The 17,967-nt window shown below is 72.9% G+C and carries 16 protein-coding genes; 11 read left to right on the forward strand and 5 right to left on the reverse strand.

Annotated features, from left to right (window positions below; all coding sequences use genetic code 11):
• Positions 1 to 170: 170 nt before the first annotated feature.
• Positions 171 to 1,682, reverse strand: coding sequence for a YihY/virulence factor BrkB family protein (locus ACZ55U_RS24520; protein WP_465528956.1), 1,512 nt, complete (start codon positions 1,680 to 1,682; stop codon positions 171 to 173).
• Between the two features lie 199 nt (positions 1,683 to 1,881).
• Here ACZ55U_RS24520 and ACZ55U_RS24525 point away from each other — a divergent pair, with 199 nt between their 5' ends.
• The 11 genes from ACZ55U_RS24525 (at position 1,882) to ACZ55U_RS24575 (ending at position 11,899) form a co-directional block, all read left to right on the forward strand.
• Positions 1,882 to 1,965, forward strand: a complete 84-nt coding sequence (locus tag ACZ55U_RS24525; protein ID WP_310593185.1) for a putative leader peptide — start codon at positions 1,882 to 1,884, stop codon at positions 1,963 to 1,965.
• A 198-nt stretch (positions 1,966 to 2,163) separates the two neighbouring features.
• The gene (locus ACZ55U_RS24530) at positions 2,164 to 3,888 is read left to right on the forward strand and encodes a nitrite/sulfite reductase (protein ID WP_465528958.1); all 1,725 of its coding nucleotides are present in this window, start codon (positions 2,164 to 2,166) and stop codon (positions 3,886 to 3,888) included.
• A gap of 154 nt (positions 3,889 to 4,042) precedes the next feature.
• Complete coding sequence (locus tag ACZ55U_RS24535) at positions 4,043 to 4,225, forward strand: hypothetical protein (RefSeq protein WP_465528960.1); 183 nt, start codon at positions 4,043 to 4,045, stop codon at positions 4,223 to 4,225.
• A complete protein-coding gene (locus ACZ55U_RS24540; protein ID WP_465528962.1) occupies positions 4,206 to 4,907 on the forward strand; it encodes a phosphoadenylyl-sulfate reductase in 702 nt (233 codons plus the stop codon). The genes ACZ55U_RS24535 and ACZ55U_RS24540 overlap by 20 nt, the downstream gene beginning before the upstream one ends.
• Positions 4,908 to 4,983: 76 nt before the next feature.
• Positions 4,984 to 5,580 (forward strand): adenylyl-sulfate kinase, encoded by a 597-nt coding sequence (cysC, locus tag ACZ55U_RS24545; protein WP_465528964.1) that lies wholly within the window; start codon positions 4,984 to 4,986, stop codon positions 5,578 to 5,580.
• Entirely contained in the window at positions 5,577 to 6,515 is a 939-nt protein-coding gene (cysD, locus tag ACZ55U_RS24550; RefSeq protein ID WP_465528966.1) for a sulfate adenylyltransferase subunit CysD, read from the forward strand. Before cysC ends, cysD begins: the two co-directional genes overlap by 4 nt.
• Positions 6,516 to 6,517: 2 nt before the next feature.
• On the forward strand, positions 6,518 to 7,882 hold the full coding sequence (locus ACZ55U_RS24555; protein ID WP_465528968.1) for a sulfate adenylyltransferase subunit 1: 1,365 nt from the start codon (positions 6,518 to 6,520) through the stop codon (positions 7,880 to 7,882).
• 246 nt (positions 7,883 to 8,128) lie between these two features.
• Positions 8,129 to 9,292, forward strand: coding sequence for an aliphatic sulfonate ABC transporter substrate-binding protein (locus ACZ55U_RS24560; RefSeq protein WP_465528970.1), 1,164 nt, complete (start codon positions 8,129 to 8,131; stop codon positions 9,290 to 9,292).
• A 148-nt stretch (positions 9,293 to 9,440) separates the two neighbouring features.
• Positions 9,441 to 10,244: an ABC transporter ATP-binding protein gene (locus ACZ55U_RS24565; protein WP_465528972.1), complete on the forward strand. Its 804-nt coding sequence runs from the start codon at positions 9,441 to 9,443 to the stop codon at positions 10,242 to 10,244.
• Complete coding sequence (locus ACZ55U_RS24570; RefSeq protein WP_465528974.1) at positions 10,231 to 11,145, forward strand: ABC transporter permease; 915 nt, start codon at positions 10,231 to 10,233, stop codon at positions 11,143 to 11,145. Before ACZ55U_RS24565 ends, ACZ55U_RS24570 begins: the two co-directional genes overlap by 14 nt.
• Before the next feature lie 10 nt (positions 11,146 to 11,155).
• Positions 11,156 to 11,899, forward strand: coding sequence for a sirohydrochlorin chelatase (locus ACZ55U_RS24575; protein WP_465528975.1), 744 nt, complete (start codon positions 11,156 to 11,158; stop codon positions 11,897 to 11,899).
• Between the two features lie 82 nt (positions 11,900 to 11,981).
• On the opposite strand, the gene ACZ55U_RS24580 is transcribed toward ACZ55U_RS24575, so the two are convergent.
• From ACZ55U_RS24580 to ACZ55U_RS24595, 4 genes are all read right to left on the reverse strand, one after another.
• A complete protein-coding gene (locus ACZ55U_RS24580) occupies positions 11,982 to 12,281 on the reverse strand; it encodes a hypothetical protein (protein WP_465528977.1) in 300 nt (99 codons plus the stop codon).
• Between the two features lie 818 nt (positions 12,282 to 13,099).
• On the reverse strand, positions 13,100 to 14,785 hold the full coding sequence (locus ACZ55U_RS24585) for a DEAD/DEAH box helicase (protein WP_465528979.1): 1,686 nt from the start codon (positions 14,783 to 14,785) through the stop codon (positions 13,100 to 13,102).
• 158 nt (positions 14,786 to 14,943) lie between these two features.
• Positions 14,944 to 15,150: a cold-shock protein gene (locus tag ACZ55U_RS24590; protein WP_030060364.1), complete on the reverse strand. Its 207-nt coding sequence runs from the start codon at positions 15,148 to 15,150 to the stop codon at positions 14,944 to 14,946.
• 311 nt (positions 15,151 to 15,461) lie between these two features.
• Entirely contained in the window at positions 15,462 to 17,654 is a 2,193-nt protein-coding gene (locus ACZ55U_RS24595; RefSeq protein ID WP_465528981.1) for an MMPL family transporter, read from the reverse strand.
• Positions 17,655 to 17,967 lie beyond the last annotated feature (313 nt).

Consider the following 17,967-nt stretch of genomic DNA (forward strand, 5'->3'; position numbering starts at 1 on the left):
CGCTCGGCTGGGAAACCCCAGCCGAGCGTCTGGCTAAACTCCTCGCGGCCTAGACAACCGACCACGTGTTGCAACGACCGCTAGAAACCGCCACTCGCGGGAAAGGCCCTGTCCGTATGTCCTGCGGTGAGTTCCCGCCGGTCCTGCGGTGAGTTCCCGCCGCGTCCGTCCTACCGCTGTTCCCACGGCGGCCGGGGCGGCCTCGGCGGGTACCCCGGCACCTGCTGCCCGGGAGGCCCCGGCGGAGGCCCCAGCGGAGGCCCCGGGGGCGGTCCCAGGGGAGGCGGCCCCAGCGGCGGCCTCGCCTGAGCCACCGGCCCCGCCCCGGAACCGGACCCGGACCCCGACCCCGGCCCAGCGCCAGGCCCAGGCCCCGCGCCAGGCCCGCCCCCAGAACCAGAATCAGGACCAGAACCAGGCCCAGAACCCCGCCCCGACCCCGCCCCGCCCGGCCGGTCGCTGTCCGGCGGCGGCGGCGCCGGCCGGTGGTGCGGCCCGCCCCGGGCCGTGAGCCGCCCGCGCAGGTTGTCGGCGGCCAGCACGTCGGCCCACCGCTCCGGGTACTCGGAGGGCGCGTCGACGTCCTCCCCCTCGTCCTCGCCCCACTCCTCCTCGACGCCCTCCGCGAGCCCGAGCTCGCGGGCGCGCCGGGCCCGTTCGCCGGCCCGCCGGGCGGCCACCTCGCGGATCACGGCAGCCGCCGCCTCCTCCTGGGCGCGCTCGTTCTCGGCACGCGCGTCGGCGGTCTCCAGGGTCGGCCAGCGGCGGTCTATCGCGGCGTTCATCGCGGCGCCGATGAGGACCGCGAGCGCCACCACGAAGATCCACAGCAGCACGGCCACCGGCGCCGCCAGCGAGCCGTACGCCGAGGGCGAGGAGCCCTCGACCGACCGGACCAGGTAGATCCGCAGGCCGACGCTGCAGAACACCAGCACCACCAGGGCGACCAGCGCGCCGGGGATGTCCTCGCGCCACGGGGTCGAGACCGGGACGGCCAGGTGGTAGAGGGTGGTCAGCGAGACGATCAGCAGCACGATCGCGACCGGCCCGTAGAGGGTGTCGACCAGTCCGGCCACGCCCGGCACCGCGTTCTCCACCAGCCCGGGCCCGGCCATCAGCAGCGGCAGCACCAGCGAGCCGATCACCAGGGCGCCGAGGTAGAGGCCGAGCGACATCAGCCGGGTCTTGACGATGCCCCGCTTGCCGTCGAGCCCGTACATGACGGTGATGGTGTCGATGAAGATGTAGAGGGCCCTGGAGCCGGACCACAGCGACAGCAGGAAGCCCAGCGAGATGATGTCGGGCCGGGTGGTGCCGAACACCTGGTTCAGCAGCGGGACCACGATCTCCTCGACGGAGGAGTTCGACAGCACCTTCCCGGAGGCCGAGATGATGTCGTGCTTGAGCCCGTCGATGGTGCTCGCCTCGACGAAGGAGTCGAGGTAGCCGAGGGTGCCGGCCAGACCGAGCAGCAGCGGCGGGATGGACAGCAGGGTGAAGAAGGCCGCCTCCGCGGCGAGGCCGGTGACCCGGTACTCGACGCAGGTGTTGGTGGTGTCCTTCACCAGCTCCCAGGCCGTGCGGTGCCAGGTGGCCTGTCTGGCCGCGCGCCGGGAGCCCTTGCCGCGGCGCCGGGAGGGCCGCTCGGCGTTCGGTCTGCTCGTATCGCCTGCTGCTTGCACAGGGCCAACCGTATCGGGCCGGGGCCGCGCGGTTGATCTCCCCGGGTACGGGCGCGGGCGCGGACGTCCCGGCGGGCAGTGGCGGGGAGCGGCGGCGGGGAGCGGCGGCAACCCCCATTCGTCCCACATGACGGAACGTCAGCGTCCATTATCCGGATGTTAGTGGACCGCGAGTCCCGCGCCGTGCGAATCTCTTGCCATGCCTAGCGCCGGAACCACCCTAGTAGGTCGACTCCACGTCGATCTCCTTCGCGTGTCCAGCGCCATCTGTCCGGTGACCTGAGCTCCCACCTCCGCCGCACCACCGCATCCGGCGCCGACCCCCCGCCATCCCCGCCGCCGTGGATGCGCAGGCGCCCGCCCGGTCCTGGTCACTGCCCGCCATGCCTTGAGAAATCCGCAGGTCAGAGCAGCACCGCACGGCCGAGCACGCCCAGCGATCCCTCCGGCGCCAGCGCCACCTGCCCAGAAGGACTTCACCATGGCCACCTCCCCCGAGACCGTCGAGCCCCCGGCCGACCGCGCCGCCGAGCGCCGCCCCGCGGCGGCCCGCAAGGTGACCCGCCACCGCGGCGAGGGCCAGTGGGGCATGGGCCACTACACCCCCTTGAACGCCAACGAGCAGTTCAAGAAGGACGACGACGGTCTCAATGTGCGGACACGTATTGAGACGATCTACGCGCACCGGGGCTTCGACTCGATCGACCCCGCCGACCTGCGCGGCCGGATGCGCTGGTGGGGCCTCTACACCCAGCGCAAGGAGGGCATCGACGGCGGCAAGACCGCGATCCTGGACCCGCACGAGCTGGACGCCGAGTTCTTCATGCTCCGGGTGCGCATCGACGGCGGCCGGCTGACCGCCCCCCAGCTGCGGGCGATCGCCGAGGTCTCCGAGCAGTACGCCCGCGGCACCGCCGACCTGACCGACCGCCAGAACATCCAGTACCACTGGATCCGGATCGAGGACGTCCCGGCGATCTGGCAGAAGCTGGAGGCCGTCGGCCTGTCCACCACCGAGGCCTGCGGCGACACCCCGCGCGTCATCCTCGGCTCCCCGGTGGCCGGCATCGCCGAGGACGAGATCATCGACGGCACCCCCGCCATCGAGGAGATCCAGCGCCGCTTCATCGGCAACAAGGACTTCTCCAACCTTCCGCGCAAGTTCAAGAGCGCGGTCTCCGGCTCCCCCCAGCTGGACGTCGCGCACGAGATCAACGACGTCTCCTTCGTCGGCGTGGTCCACCCCGAGCACGGCCCCGGCTTCGACCTGTGGGTCGGCGGCGGCCTGTCCACCAACCCCAAGCTGGGCGTGCGGCTGGGCGCGTGGGTCCCGCTGGAGGAGGTGGCGGACGTCTACGGCGGCGTCATCGGCATCTTCCGCGACTACGGCTACCGGCGCCTGCGCAACCGCGCCCGGCTGAAGTTCCTGGTCGCCGACTGGGGCGCGGAGAAGTTCCGCCGGGTGCTGGAGGAGGAGTACCTCGGCCGCGCGCTGGTCGACGGCCCCGCCCCCGCCGAGCCCACCGCCCGCTGGCGCGACCACGTCGGCGTCCACCGGCAGAAGGACGGCAACTACTACATCGGCTTCGCCCCGCGCGTCGGCCGGGTGGACGGCAAGCTGCTCGGCCGGATCGCCGACCTCGCCGAGGCCCACGGCAGCAACCGGCTGCGCACCACCGCCGAGCAGAAGATGCTCATCCTCGACATCGCCGAGGACAAGGTCGACTCGGTGGTGGCCGGCCTGGAGGCGCTCGACCTGCGGGTCAGCCCCTCGCCGTTCCGCCGCGGCACCATGGCCTGCACCGGCATCGAGTACTGCAAGCTCGCCATCGTCGAGACCAAGGAACGCGGCCGCACCCTCATCGACGAGCTGGAGCAGCGCCTGCCGGACTTCGACGAGCCGCTGACCATCAACATCAACGGCTGCCCGAACGCCTGCGCCCGCATCCAGGTCGCCGACATCGGCCTCAAGGGCCAGCTGGTCACCGACGAGCACGGCAACCAGGTCGAGGGCTACCAGGTGCACCTCGGCGGCGCGCTCGGCCTGGAGGCCGGCTTCGGCCGCAAGATCCGCGGCCTCAAGGTCACCAGCGAGGGCCTGCCCGACTACGTCGAGCGCGTGCTGACCCGCTACCGGGCCGACCGCGCCGAGGGCGAGCGCTTCGCCCAGTGGGCGGCCCGGGCCGGCGAGGAGCAGCTGTCGTGACCGGGCGCGGCGAGCGGACCGAGCGGGCGGGGGCGACGGCCCGGCGCACCGGCAGGGACGGGGCGACGGCCCGGCGCACCGGCAGGGACGGGGCGACGGCCCGGCGCACCGGCAGGGACGGGGCGACGGCCCGGCGGACCGAGGAGGCGCCGCGATGAGCGAGCGCGCCGCACCGTTCTTCTGCCCGTACTGCGGGGACGAGGACCTGCGCCCCTCCGAGGCCGGGCACGGCGCCTGGGAGTGCCACGGCTGCCGCCGGGCCTTCCAGCTGAAGTTCCTCGGCCTGCTGTCACCGACCGACCACGGGGGTACGTCACATGAGCAGCACCGCCACTGACCACGAGGCGATGGCCCGCAAGGCCGGGCTCGAACTGGAGGAGGCCTCCGCGCAGGAGGTCCTCCGGTGGGCCGCCGACACCTTCGGCCCGCGCTTCTGCGTCACCTCCTCGATGGAGGACGCGGTGGTGGCGCACCTGGCGTCCTCGGTGTTCCCGGGGGTGGACGTGGTGTTCCTGGACACCGGCTACCACTTCCCGGAGACCCTCGGGACGCGCGACGCGGTGGCCGCGACCATGCCGGTCAACGTCATCACGCTCACCCCGCTGAAGAGCGTCGCCGAGCAGGACGCCGAGCACGGCCCGCGGCTGCACGACCGCGACCCGGACCTGTGCTGCTCGCTGCGCAAGGTCGAGCCGCTGAACCGGGGCCTGGCCGGCTACGACGCCTGGGCGACCGGGCTGCGCCGCGACGAGTCGCCGAGCCGGGCGAACACGCCGGTGGTGTCCTGGGACCCGAAGCGCCGCAAGGTCAAGATCGCCCCGATCGCCCGCTGGACCCAGGAGGACGTGGACGCGTACGTCGCGGCCCACGGCGTGCTGCTCAACCCGCTGCTGTGGGAGGGCTACACCTCGATCGGCTGCTCCCCGCTGTCCTGCACCCGCAAGCCCGCCGAGGGCGAGGACGCCCGGGCCGGGCGCTGGTCCGGCTCCGGCAAGACCGAGTGCGGCATCCACCTCTGACACCCTGATCCGACGACATCCGACCACCTCCGACCACTTCCGACGACACCGTCGGCCACCGCGTAAGGAAGATCCCGTGACAGCTCACACCCCGGCCGCCGACGGAGCCGCAGAGGCGGCCCCCACGGCCGCCCCCTGCGAGCGCGGCGCCACCGTGTGGCTGACCGGGCTGCCCAGCGCCGGCAAGACCACCCTGGCCTTCGCACTGGCCGAGCGGCTGCGCGCCGAGGGCCACAAGGTCGAGGTGCTGGACGGCGACGAGATCCGCGAGTTCCTCTCCAAGGGCCTCGGCTTCTCCCGCGAGGACCGCCATACCAACGTCACCCGGATCGGCTTCGTCGCCGAGAAGCTGGCCGCCAACGGCGTCAAGGTGCTCGCCCCGGTGATCGCCCCGTTCGCGGACTCCCGCGCCGCGGTGCGCGAGCGGCACGCCGCGAACGGCACCGAGTTCCTGGAGGTGCACGTCGCCACCCCGGTCGAGCTGTGCGCCGAACGCGACGTCAAGGGCCTGTACGCCAAGCAGGCGGCCGGGGAGATCTCCGGACTGACCGGTGTGGACGACCCGTACGAGGCGCCGGAGAACCCGGAGCTGCGGGTCCGGACGCAGGGCCGCGAGGTGGCCGACTCCGCCGCCGAGCTGCACGCCTTCCTGACCGAGAGGGGCCTGGCATGACCACCGCGACCGACAGTCCGGTCCGCACCGACGACAACCCCTTCGCGCTGTCCCACCTGGACGCGCTGGAGGCCGAGTCGGTGCACATCTTCCGCGAGGTCGCGGGGGAGTTCGAGCGCCCGGTGATCCTCTTCTCCGGCGGCAAGGACTCCATCGTCATGCTGCACCTGGCGCTCAAGGCCTTCGCGCCCGCCGCCATCCCCTTCTCCCTGCTGCACGTCGACACCGGGCACAACTTCCCCGAGGTCATCGCCTACCGCGACCGCGTCGCGGCCCGGCACAACCTGCGCCTGCACGTCGCCCACGTCCAGGACTTCATCGACCGCGGCGTGCTGCGCGAGCGCCCGGACGGCACCCGCAACCCGCTGCAGACCGTCCCGCTGCTCGACGCGATCGAGAAGAACCGTTTCGACGCGGTGTTCGGCGGCGGTCGCCGGGACGAGGAGAAGGCCCGCGCCAAGGAGCGCGTCTTCTCCCTGCGCGACGAGTTCGGCGCCTGGGACCCGCGCCGCCAGCGCCCCGAGCTGTGGTCGCTGTACAACGGCCGGCACGCCGTCGGCGAGCACGTGCGCGTCTTCCCGCTGTCCAACTGGACCGAGCTGGACGTCTGGCAGTACATCGAGCGCGAGGGCATCGAGCTGCCGGAGATCTACTACGCCCACGAGCGCGACGTCTTCTCCCGCAACGGCATGTGGCTGACCGCCGGCGAGTGGGGCGGCCCCAAGGACACCGAGCCCGTCGAGCGGCGTCTCATCCGCTACCGCACCGTCGGCGACATGTCCTGCACCGGCGCCGTCGACTCCGACGCCACCACCATCGAGGCCGTCATCGCCGAGATCGCCGCCAGCCGCCTCACCGAGCGCGGCGCCACCCGCGCCGACGACAAGCTCTCCGAGGCCGCGATGGAAGACCGCAAGCGCGAGGGGTACTTCTAACCATGACCAGCACCACCCAGGCCGGCCTCTCCGGGACCGGCACCGCCACGTCGCTGCTGCGCTTCGCCACCGCCGGCTCCGTCGACGACGGCAAGTCCACCCTGGTGGGCCGGCTGCTGCACGACTCCAAGTCGGTGCTCGCCGACCAGCTGGAGGCCGTCGAGCACGCCTCCCGCAGCCGCGGCCAGGAGGCGCCCGACCTGGCGCTGCTCACCGACGGCCTGCGCGCCGAGCGCGAGCAGGGCATCACCATCGACGTGGCCTACCGCTACTTCGCCACCCCCCGGCGCCGGTTCATCCTCGCCGACACCCCCGGCCACGTGCAGTACACCCGCAACATGGTCACCGGCGCCTCCACCGCCGAGCTCGCCGTCGTCCTGGTCGACGCCCGCAACGGCGTGGTCGAGCAGACCCGCCGGCACGCCGCCGTCGCCGCCCTGCTGCGGGTGCCGCACGTCGTGCTGGCCGTCAACAAGATGGACCTGGTCGACTACGCGGAGCCCGTCTTCGCCGCCATCGCCGCCGAGTTCACGGCCTACGCGGCCTCCCTCGGCGTCAAGGACGTGCTGGCCGTCCCGATCTCGGCCCTCGCCGGGGACAACGTCGTCGAACCGTCCGCGCACATGGACTGGTACGGCGGCCCGACCCTGCTGGAGCACCTGGAGACGGTGCCGGTCGGCAGCGACCCTAGCGCCGAGCCGGCCCGCTTCCCCGTCCAGTACGTGATCCGCCCGCAGACCGAGGAGCACCCCGACTACCGGGGCTACGCCGGGCAGCTGGCCTCCGGGGTGCTGCGCGTCGGCGACACCGTCACGGTGCTGCCCTCCGGGCACACCACCACCGTCACCGCCATCGACGCCCTCGGCCGCCCCAGCGACATCGCCTGGGCACCGCAGTCGGTCACCGTCCGACTCGCCGACGACATCGACATCTCCCGCGGCGACCTCATCGCCGCCGGCCCGGCGCCCGTGCCCACCAAGGACATCGAGGCCACCGTCAGCCACCTCAACGAGCGGCCGCTGCGCGCCGGGGACAAGGTGCTGCTCAAGCACACCACCCGCACGGTGCGCGCGCTGGTCAAGGAGATCTCCTACCGCATCGACATCACCGCGCCGATCAGCGAAGGGGGCCTCGAACAGCGCCCCGCCCCCGAGGGGTTGAACGTCAACGACATCGGCCACGTGAAGCTGCGCACCGCCGAGCCGCTGGCCCTCGACGACTACACCGACAACCGCCGCACCGGCTCGTTCCTCCTGATCGACCCGGCCGACGGCACCACCCTCACCGCCGGCATGGCGGGCGAGGCCTTCGACACCGTACGCACCACCGACGCACCCGACGCATCCGAAGAGGAGGACTGGGTCTGATGCCCAGCGAGGCGTTCTCGGGCATGGACAAGGAAGGCGGCCGCATCGGCAGCGGCGTCCTCGGCAGCGGCCAGGGCGGCCTGACCCGATGTGTGGGCCGACGGGGCTGAGAACCGCCCCGTCACCGGGCGCTCCCGTTCCACGGCCGCCCGGCTTGCCCCGGCACACCGCTGCCGCGTGCACCACCTTCCGACCTTCCGCCCGGGACCGCCTCCTGACGGTCCGTCAGCGAACAGGACTCTCGCCATGGCACCGAACCCCGCCCCCTCGCATACCGCCGTCCGCCCGAACGCCGGACGGATCAGACGCTCCGCCGCCGCGGCGGCGGCCGGTCTGACCGCGGTGGCGCTGCTGTCCGCCTGCGGCTACGGCTCCCAGTCGAACGACAAGTCCTCCGGCGCCTCCGCCGGCACCACGGCCACTGCCGGGGATTCCGGCGCGAAGCTGTCCGCCGACACGGTGAAGATCGGCTACTTCGCCAACCTGACCCACGGCACCCCGCTGGTCGGCCTGCAAGAGGGCATCTTCCAGAAGGAGTTGGGCGCCACCCAGGTCAAGACCCAGGTCTTCAACGCGGGCCCGGCCGAGATCGAGGCGCTCAACGCCGGCTCCATCGACATCGGCTGGATCGGCCCCTCCCCGGCGATCAACGGCTACACCAAGTCCAACGGCGAGTCGCTGAAGATCATCGGCGGTTCGGCCTCCGGCGGCGTCAAGCTCGTCGCCAACCCGGACAAGATCGCCTCGCTGGACGACCTCAGGGGCAAGAAGATCGCCACCCCGCAGCTGGGCAACACCCAGGACGTGGCGCTGCTCAACTACCTCGCAGGCAAGGGCTACAAGGTCGACGCGGCGAGCGGCGCGGGGGACGTCTCGGTGGTGCGCACCGACAACAAGGTCACCCCCGACGCCTACCGCCAGGGCTCCATCGACGGCGCCTGGGTGCCCGAGCCCACCGCCTCCAAGCTGGTCACGCTCGGCGCGAAGGTCCTGCTCAACGAGAAGGACGTCTGGCCGGACAGGAAGTTCGTGATCACCAACATCATCGTCTCGCAGAAGTTCCTCAAGGAACACCCGGACGTGGTGGAGGCCGTGCTGCGCGGCTCGGTGAAGACCAACGCCTTCATCAAGGCCAACTCCGACAAGGCCAAGGCCGACGCGAACGAGGCGATCAAGAAGGAGGCCGGCAACTCCCTGGAGCCGGCCATCCTCGACCCGGCCTGGGCCGACATCGACTTCCTGGACGACCCGCTGGCGAACACCCTCCAGGCCGAGGCCGACCACGCCGTCACCGCCGGGCTCCTCAAGAAGCCCAGCCTGAACGGCATCTACGACCTCACCCTGCTGAACAAGGTCCTCGCCGCCCAGGGCCAGCCCGCCGTCGCGGACGCCGGGCTCGGCGCCAAGTAGCGCCCGCGGCACCGCCGTTCGTCCCGACTCCGCGGTCCGGCCCCGCCCCGCCCGGTCGATCCCCGATCGATGCCCACCGGAGGGGCGGGCCGGACCCCGGCCCCGACCTCGACGCCCGACGAAGACCACTCACGCAGGAGGTGCCCGGATGACCCCGGCACTGACCACCTCGGCCGACACCCCCGCCACCAGCCCCGACGGCGCCGCGCCCGCCGTCCGGCTCTCGCACGTGCACAAGTCCTTCGGCCGCCCCGGCTCCCAGACCCACGTCCTGGACGACATCACCCTCGACGTCGCCCCCGGCGAGTTCGTCACCCTCCTCGGCGCCTCCGGCTGCGGCAAGTCCACCCTGCTCAACCTGGTCGCCGGCCTCGACCGGCCGACCGGCGGCACCATCGAGGTGTCGGGTGGACGCCCCGCGCTGATGTTCCAGGAGCACGCCCTGTTCCCCTGGCTCACCGCCGGACGCAACATCGAACTCGCCCTCAAGCTCGCCGGCGTTCCCCGCCCCGAGCGCCGTGCCGAGGCCGAGCGGCTGCTCGAACTCGTCCGGCTGGGCGGCGCCCACGACAAGCGGGTCCACGAGCTGTCCGGCGGCATGCGCCAGCGCGTCGCGATGGCCCGCGCCCTCGCCCAGGGCAGCAAGGTCCTGCTCATGGACGAGCCCTTCGCCGCCCTCGACGCCATCACCCGCGACGTGCTGCACGACGAGATCACCCGGATCTGGGCCGAGCGGCAGCTGTCCGTCCTGTTCGTCACCCACAACGTCCGCGAGGCCGTGCGCCTCGCCCAGCGCGTCGTCCTGCTCTCCTCCCGCCCCGGCCGGGTCGCCCGCGAGTGGCACATCGACCTGCCCCAGCCGCGCCGCATCGAGTCCGCCGGCGTCGCCGACCTGTCCATCGAGATCACCGAAGAACTCCGGGGGGAGATCCGCCGCCATGTCCAGAACTGACACCACGCTCAGCAAGCCCGCCGACGGCGCCGAGGGCACCGAGGCCGACACCGCCTCCGTCGGCGCCGGACTCGACGCCCTGGACAGCGTCGCCGCGCAGGGGGGCTCCTTCGGCGAGGCCCTGCGGACCAAGGCGCTGCCGCCGCTGATCGGCGTCCTGGTGGTGCTCGCGCTGTGGCAGGGCGCCTACAGCCTGCACGTCACCTCGTCGTACAAGCTGCCCAGCCCGGCCGACGTATGGCAGTCCGCCGAGGACCTCTGGTACAAGGGCAGCCTGTTCTCCATCATCTGGACCAGCGTCTGGCGCGGCCTGTCCGGCTTCTTGCTCGCCGTCCTCATCGGCACCCCGATCGGCCTGGTCGTCGCCCGGGTCCGGCCGGTGCGCACCGCCCTCGGCCCGGTCCTCCAGGGCCTCCAGTCGCTGCCCTCGGTCGCCTGGGTGCCCGCCGCCGTCATCTGGCTCGGCATCAACGACTCGATGATGTACGCCGTCATCCTGCTGGGCGCCGTCCCCTCCATCGCCAACGGCCTGGTCGCGGGCATCGACCAGGTGCCCCCGCTGTTCCTGCGGGCCGGGCGCACCATCGGCGCCACCGGCCTCAACGGCGCCCGCCACGTCCTGATCCCCGCCGCCCTGCCCGGCTACCTGGCCGGCCTCAAGCAGGGCTGGGCCTTCTCCTGGCGCTCCCTGATGGCCGCCGAACTCGTCGCCTCCTCCCCCGACCTCGGCCGGGGCCTGGGCCGGTTCCTGGAGGACCAGCGCGAGTTCTCCGACATGTCCGGCGTGCTGCTCGGCATCATCCTGATCCTCTTCGTCGGCATCGCCATCGAGCTGCTGGTCTTCACCCCGGTCGAGCGCCGGGTGCTGCGCAACCGCGGTCTGCTGGCCGCGGGCAAGTGAGGCACCGCTGATGCCCGCCCTCCTCCTGATCGCCCACGGCAGCCGCGACCCGCGCCACGCCGCGACGGTGGCCGCCCTGGTGGAGGAGGTGCGGGCGCAGCGCCCCGGCACCGAGGTCGCCACCGCCTACCTGGACCACTGCGCGCCGCGCATCCCGCAGGTGGTCGGACGGCTCGGGGAGGCGGTGGCGGTGCCGCTGCTGCTCAACCGGGCGTTCCACGCCAAGCACGACGTACCCGCCGCGCTGCGGGCCGCCGGCTCCCGGCTGCCGGTCGCGGACGTGCTCGGTCCGTCGCCGCTGCTGCTCGCCGCCCTGGACCGCCGGCTCGCCGAGGCCGGGGTCGACCTCTCCTGCTCGGCCGTGCGGGCCGCCACCGGTGTGGTCCTGGCGGCGGCCGGCTCCTCCGACCCGGCCGCCGACGCCGCCACCCGCGCGGTGGCCGCCGAGTGGCGCCGCACCCGCGGCTGGGCCGCCGTCGAGGTCGCGTACGCCTCCGCGGGGGGCCCACGCGTCCCCGAGGCCCTCGCCGCACTCCGGTCGGCCGGCGCCGGACACACCGCCGTCGCCCCCTACCTGCTGGCCCCGGGCCTGCTGCCGGACCGCATCGCGGCCGCTGCCGAGGCCGCCGACACGGTCGCGGACGTCCTCGGCCCGGCCCCCGAGGTGGCCGCCCTCCTGCTGGCCCGCTACGACGAGGCCCTCCGGGCCCGCCGCACCACCCGGGCGCGCACCACCCGGGCGCTGACCGCCTGAGCCGGGCGGCCTCCCCGGCCCTGTGCACGGGCTCCGCACCCGCCTCGCCTCCGGCGCCCCACCGCCCTGCCCCTTCGGCAGATCACTCGGCGCGGGCCACTCGTTGGTGCCGCGCCGCGGCGGCCGTGATCACACTCAGTGGCACCGGCTCGTCCCGGTCCGCGACGGCGGCCACGATCCACTCCCGCATGATCGCCGTCGGCTCCACGCCGCGCTCCGCCGCCCGACGCCGGACCTCGGCCATCACCGGCTCGGACAGCCCCAGCGCGGCGGCGACCGCCACCGTTTCGGCGTCGCCTGAGCCGGTGGCCGCTTCCTCGGCCGGTTCCCGCCCGCGTTCGTGCCCGCGGGTCGCCTCCGGCCATCCGCCATCGTCCCTCACCCGTTTCCCTCCGTTCCCTCGCGCCGCAGCCTGCCGCCATCACTGTTCGGACGGCCAGCCGCCCTCACCCGGGCGAGTGACGGCGCACGAAAACGGCCCCCGCCGTCTCCGGGACGGGAGCGGGAGGCGTGACCCGGCCGCACCGCAGCCAGCCAGCACCACCGTTCCGGCGGCCGGCCGCCCCCACCGAAGCGGGTGGCGACGCACGGCAAGGCGGACAGCGCGCGGAAGCGGCCCCCGCCGTCTCCCGGAGGGGGCGGGGAGGCAAAGGCCCGGCTCAGCCTCACACCGTCACCGTTCCGGCGGCCGGCCGCCCCCACCGAAGCGGGTGACGGCGCACGGCAACACGGCCCTCGCCGCCGGGGCGAAAGCAGGGGGCGAAGGCCCGGCCGCCCAGCAGCCCGCCACCGCCGATCCGGCAGCCGACCGCCCTCCATCCGAGCGATGACAGCGCACGGCGCGTGGAAACAACCCCAGCCGTCTCCCGGAGGGGGCGGGGAGGCAAAGGCCCGGCTCAGCCTCACACCGTCACCGTTCCGGCGGCCGGCCGCCCCCACCGAAGCGGGTGACGGCGCACGGCAACACGGCCCTCGCCGCCGGGGCGAAAGCAGGGGGCGAAGGCCCGGCCGCCCAGCAGCCCGCCACCGCCGATCCGGCAGCCGACCGCCCTCCATCCGAGCGACGACAGCGCACGAAAACGACCCCCGGCCACCTCCAGGGCGGGCGGAAGCGGGCGGCAGGGCCCCGGGACGCCGGACGGGCCCCGCGCCTCCCTGCCGGCAGGGTGGTGCGGGGCCCGTCGGAGGCCGGAGAGGGGGTCAGTCGAACTTGCGGCGCTGGCGGCCCGTCCCGTAGTTGGAGCCGGACTTGCTGCCGCTGCCGGGCTTGGCGCGGCCGGCGGAGCGGCCGATGAAGCCGGCCGCCTGCGGGCGGTCGCCGTTCTGGGCGGCGGCGCCCATCCGCTGCTTGGGGCGGGGGCGGCGCGGGTTGCCGTTCATGTCGACGTCGGTGGGCAGCCCGGAGCGCTTGCCGGCCCGCCGGCGCGGGGCACCGGACTTGGCGGGCTTGTCAGCACCGACACCGGCCGCGACAGCAGCCTGCTCGGCGGTGACCGGCACGGCCAGCGTCACCGGGACGCCGCTCGGCGTGCGGGCGCCGGTGATCCGGGCCAGGTCGGCATCGCCCGGGCGGATCTTGGTGACGGTCGGGCGGATGCCGGCCACCGTCATCAGGCGGTTGACCTCGCGGCGCTGCTCGGGCAGCACCAGGGTGACGACCGTGCCGGACTCGCCGGCCCGGGCGGTGCGGCCGCCGCGGTGCAGGTAGTCCTTGTGGTCGACCGGCGGGTCGACGTTGACGACCAGGTCCAGGCCGTCGATGTGGATACCGCGCGCGGCGACGTTGGTGGCGATCAGCGCGGTGACGTGGCCGTCCCGGAACTGGTCCAGGACCCGGTTGCGCTGCGGCTGGGACTTGCCGCCGTGCAGGGCGGCGGCCTTCACGCCGTTGGCGAGCAGCTGCTTGGCCAGCCGGTCGGCGCCGTGCTTGGTGTGCACGAACATGATCACGCGGCCGTCGCGGGAGGCGATGTGCGCGGTGGCGGAGGCCTTGTCGGTCGGGTCCAGCTGGAGGACGTGGTGGTCCATGGTGGTGACGGCGCCGGCCGAGGGGTCGACCGAGTGGGTCACCGGGTCGGTCAGGAAGCGCTTGACCAGCCGGTCGACGTTGCGGTCCAGGGTGGCGGAGAACAGCATCCGCTGCCCGTCCTCGGCGACCTGCTCCAGCAGCTTGGTGACCTGCGGCAGGAAGCCCATGTCGGCCATCTGGTCGGCCTCGTCGAGGACCGTGATCGCGACGTCGGAGAGGTTGACGTCACCGCGCCCGATCAGGTCGTCCAGCCGGCCCGGGGTGGCCACCAGGACCTCGGTGCCGCGGCGCACCGCGTTGGCCTGCCGGTTGATCGACATGCCGCCGACGACGGTAGTGATCCGCAGGTTGACGGCGGTGGCGTACGGGGTGAGCGCGTCGGTGACCTGCTGGGCCAGTTCGCGGGTGGGCACCAGGACGAGCGCCAGCGGGTGCCGGGCGTCGGCGCGGCGCCCGGCGGTGCGGGCGAGCAGCGGCAGGCCGAAGGCCAGGGTCTTGCCGGAGCCGGTGCGGCCCCGGCCGAGGACGTCGCGCCCGGCGATCGAGTCGGGCAGCGTGGCGGCCTGGATCGGGAACGGCTCGGTGACGCCCTCGCGGCCGAGCGCGGAGAGGATGCCCTTGGGGAGATCCAGCTCGGCGAAGGAGGCCGCCGGGGGCCGGGGCGGGGTGCCCTGGACCACGGTGAAGTCGGTGGCCTCGGGGACGGCGGCGGGGCGGTTCTGCTTGGGGGCGCCGGCGCGGCCCCGGGGCTTGCGCGCGCGGTCGCCGCCCGCGGCGCGGCCGGGCTGGCCGTTGCGGCGGGACTGGTCGGTGGTGCGGGGGCCGCGGTCGCGCGGCGGGCGGGCAGGGGTGGTCACGGGATCTCCGTCCGTCGGTCAGCAGCCCGCGGTGCGGGCTGGTCGGCCGTCGGAAGGGAGTGCGCCGCCCCGGCCGTACGGCGGCATGAGCGGGGGCCCGCACCGAGCGGTGCGGGCCCCCGCTTCGCGATGATCGCGAGTCAGCGTGGGAGCTGACGTCAGCCGATGATCTGGATGTTCTCGGCCTGCGGGCCCTTCTGGCCCTGGGTCACGTCGAACTCGACCTTCTGGCCCTCGAACAGCTCACGGAAGCCCTGAGCCTGGATGTTCGAGTAGTGGGCGAACACGTCGGCGCCGCCACCATCCTGCTCGATGAAGCCGAAGCCCTTTTCGCTGTTGAACCACTTCACGGTGCCGGTAGCCATAACCGTCTCCTCTAACTGGGGCATCAGGGACCCACACCTCGTGAATCCCCAAGTAGCCGCGATCCCCATCCGGAGACTGAAACACCGGACAAAACAAATGCGCCTGTCGGTTGGAACCAGCAGGCGCACACCACGTTCATGGGAACCAAAACTGCAACTGCTTCGACTGTAGCACGGTGCCACCCCGGGTGACCGGGGATTTTCCCGCCCTGTAGATCACGTTTGACGGCCCCGGGAAAGGGGCAGGCGGCGCCCCGCCGAAGCGGGGCGCCGCCTGTTCCTCCTCGGGCCGGCCGGTCAGCGCCGGCCGGTCAGCGCCGGCCGGCCGGCTCCGGCATGCCGTACGGGTCGGCCTGCGGGGCCGGGCCCTCCCCGTGGCCGTGACCGTGGCCGGCGGTGTCCCCGTGCCCGGGCCACCAGGCGCGGCGGCCGAGCAGCGCGGTGAGCGCCGGGGTGAAGAACATCGACATCACGAAGGCCGCGATGAGGATGCCGATGGCGATCGAGAAGCCCATCTCGCTCATCATGGTGTTCCCGGCCAGCAGCATGGTGCCGAAGGTCGCGGCCAGGATGAAGCCGGCCGCCGCCACCGTCGGGCCGCCGTGGCGGATCGCCTGGCTCGCCGCCTCGCGGGGGCTGCGGCCCTCGCGGGCCTCCTCGCGCAGTCGGGCGATCATCAGGATGTTGTAGTCGGTGCCGAGCGCGACCACGAACAGGTAGATCAGGATCGGCAGCATGAACATCAGGCCCTGCTCGCCCTTGATGTTCTGGAACAGCAGGGTGGTGGCGCCGAGGGTGGCGCCGAAGCCCAGGCCGACCGAGGCCATCAGGTACCACGGGGCGACCACGCTGCGCAGCAGCAGGCCGAGGATCACCATGATCAGCACCGCGGCGATCGGGAAGACCAGGCTGTAGTCGTGGGCCATCGCCGTGTTGATGTCCTTGTACACGGAGGTGGTGCCGGCGACGTAGGCCTTGGTACCGGCGGGCGCGTGGTCGTGGGCGACGGTGCGGACCTCGCCGATGGTGTCGATGGCCTTGTTGCTGGCCGCCTCGTCCTTGAGGACGACGGTGATGTCGGCGGTGAGCCCGTCCTTGCTGACACCGTGCTCCGGGTCCGGCATGGCGGCGCCGGCCACGCCGGGCACCTTGCCCAGGTCCTCCACGTAGCCCTTGAGCCCGGCGACGTCGATCTTCTTGCCGTCCTGGCTGGTCAGGTAGACGTGGGCGGGGTCGGCGGCACCGGCCGAGTAGGCCTTGATCATGGTGTCCTGGACGACCATCGACTCCTTGGACTTCGGCATCGAGCTGCCGGCCATGTCGAAGGTGCCCTGGTAGTTGAGCGCGGCGACCGCGAGGCCGACCATCACCAGGCCGGAGAGCGCGGCGGCGGCGGCCGGGCGGCGGCCGACGGCGCGGCCCATCGCGGCGAAGCGGGCGTTGGACGGCTCGCGCTGCCAGGCCTTGGAGGGCCAGAACAGGACCTTCTCGGGGATCAGGCAGAGGATCGCGGGCACGAGGGTGACCGAGGCGATCGCGGTGACGGCCACCGCGATGGCCAGCGAGGGGCCGAGTGCCTTGAACATGCCGAGGCTGGACAGGACGAGCACGGCGAAGGCGACCACGACGGCGCCGGCGGCGGAGGTGATGGCCTCGCCGACCCGGGAGACCGCGTTGGCGACGGCCTGCCGGCGGCCGTCCCCGGCCCGCAGCCGCTCGCGGTAGCGGAACATCAGGAACAGGAAGTAGTCGGTGCCGACGCCGTAGAGCACGACGGTGAGGATCTGTTCCATCGAGCTGTCGGCCTTGAGTCCGAACACCTTGCTGGCGTCGGCGATCAGGCCGGTGGCGACCATCGAGTAGATGACCACCGAGAGGATCGGCAGCAGCGCGATGATCGGGCTGCGGAAGATGATCCCGAGCGTGAGCAGGATGATCACGATCGTGCCGAGGCCGATCAGCATGCCGGCCTTCTTGCCGGCGTCCTGCTGGTCCAGGTTCATCGCGGCCGGGCCGCCGACCTGGAACTTGAGGTTGCTGCCGGAGGCGAGCGCGGTGCCCTCCTCGCGGAGCTTCTTCGCGGCGTCGGTGTACTCCTCCGACTGCATCTTGGTCTTGTCGATGGAGACCATCGACATCGCGTACTTGTGGTCCTTGGAGTACGACGCCGGGGAGACCGGGACGACCATCTCGACCAGCGGGATCTTCTTGTCGGCCAGCCCCTGGGTGACCTTGGTCATGGTCGCCGCGTCGCCGTCGTCCAGGGCGCCGCCGTCGGTGCGCTCGAAGAGCAGCAGCGCGGAGGGCGAGATGTTGGACGGGAACGCCTTCTGCTGGACGTCCGCGGCCTGGATGGACTCGTAGTGCTTGGGCAGGAAGGCCGCCTCATCGGTGTTGGCCTTCAGCGGCGGGGCGGTCGCGATGATCGCGACCGCGGCGATCAGCCATGCGCCGATCACCCACCAGGGGCGGCGAACGACGAATTGTCCGAGTCGGTGGAACATGCTCGTGATGCCTCCTGGGCATGGTTCACCGCAGCCCTTGGGGGACGGGACGCTGGGCGACGGCAGGACCGGCCGGGGACGCCCGAAGGCCCCCTTGCCGGTCGGCAGGTAAGTGGGTCTGGGGCGTCATCCTACGAGCACTTGCTTGCCGCCCGGCAAGGAGCCCCCGTCTGCTTCAACCCCCGTAGGCCGCCCCGAAGCGGCCCCGACCCAGTCTCTCCCGGGCGCAAGCCCGTTGACCTCGTGCTCCGGGTGGAGACAGGTCCCCCTCAGGGTGGAGTCACACCCCCTATCCCCCAGGAGGAGATCTCGG

The organism is Kitasatospora sp. NPDC034533 (genome assembly GCF_055575155.1).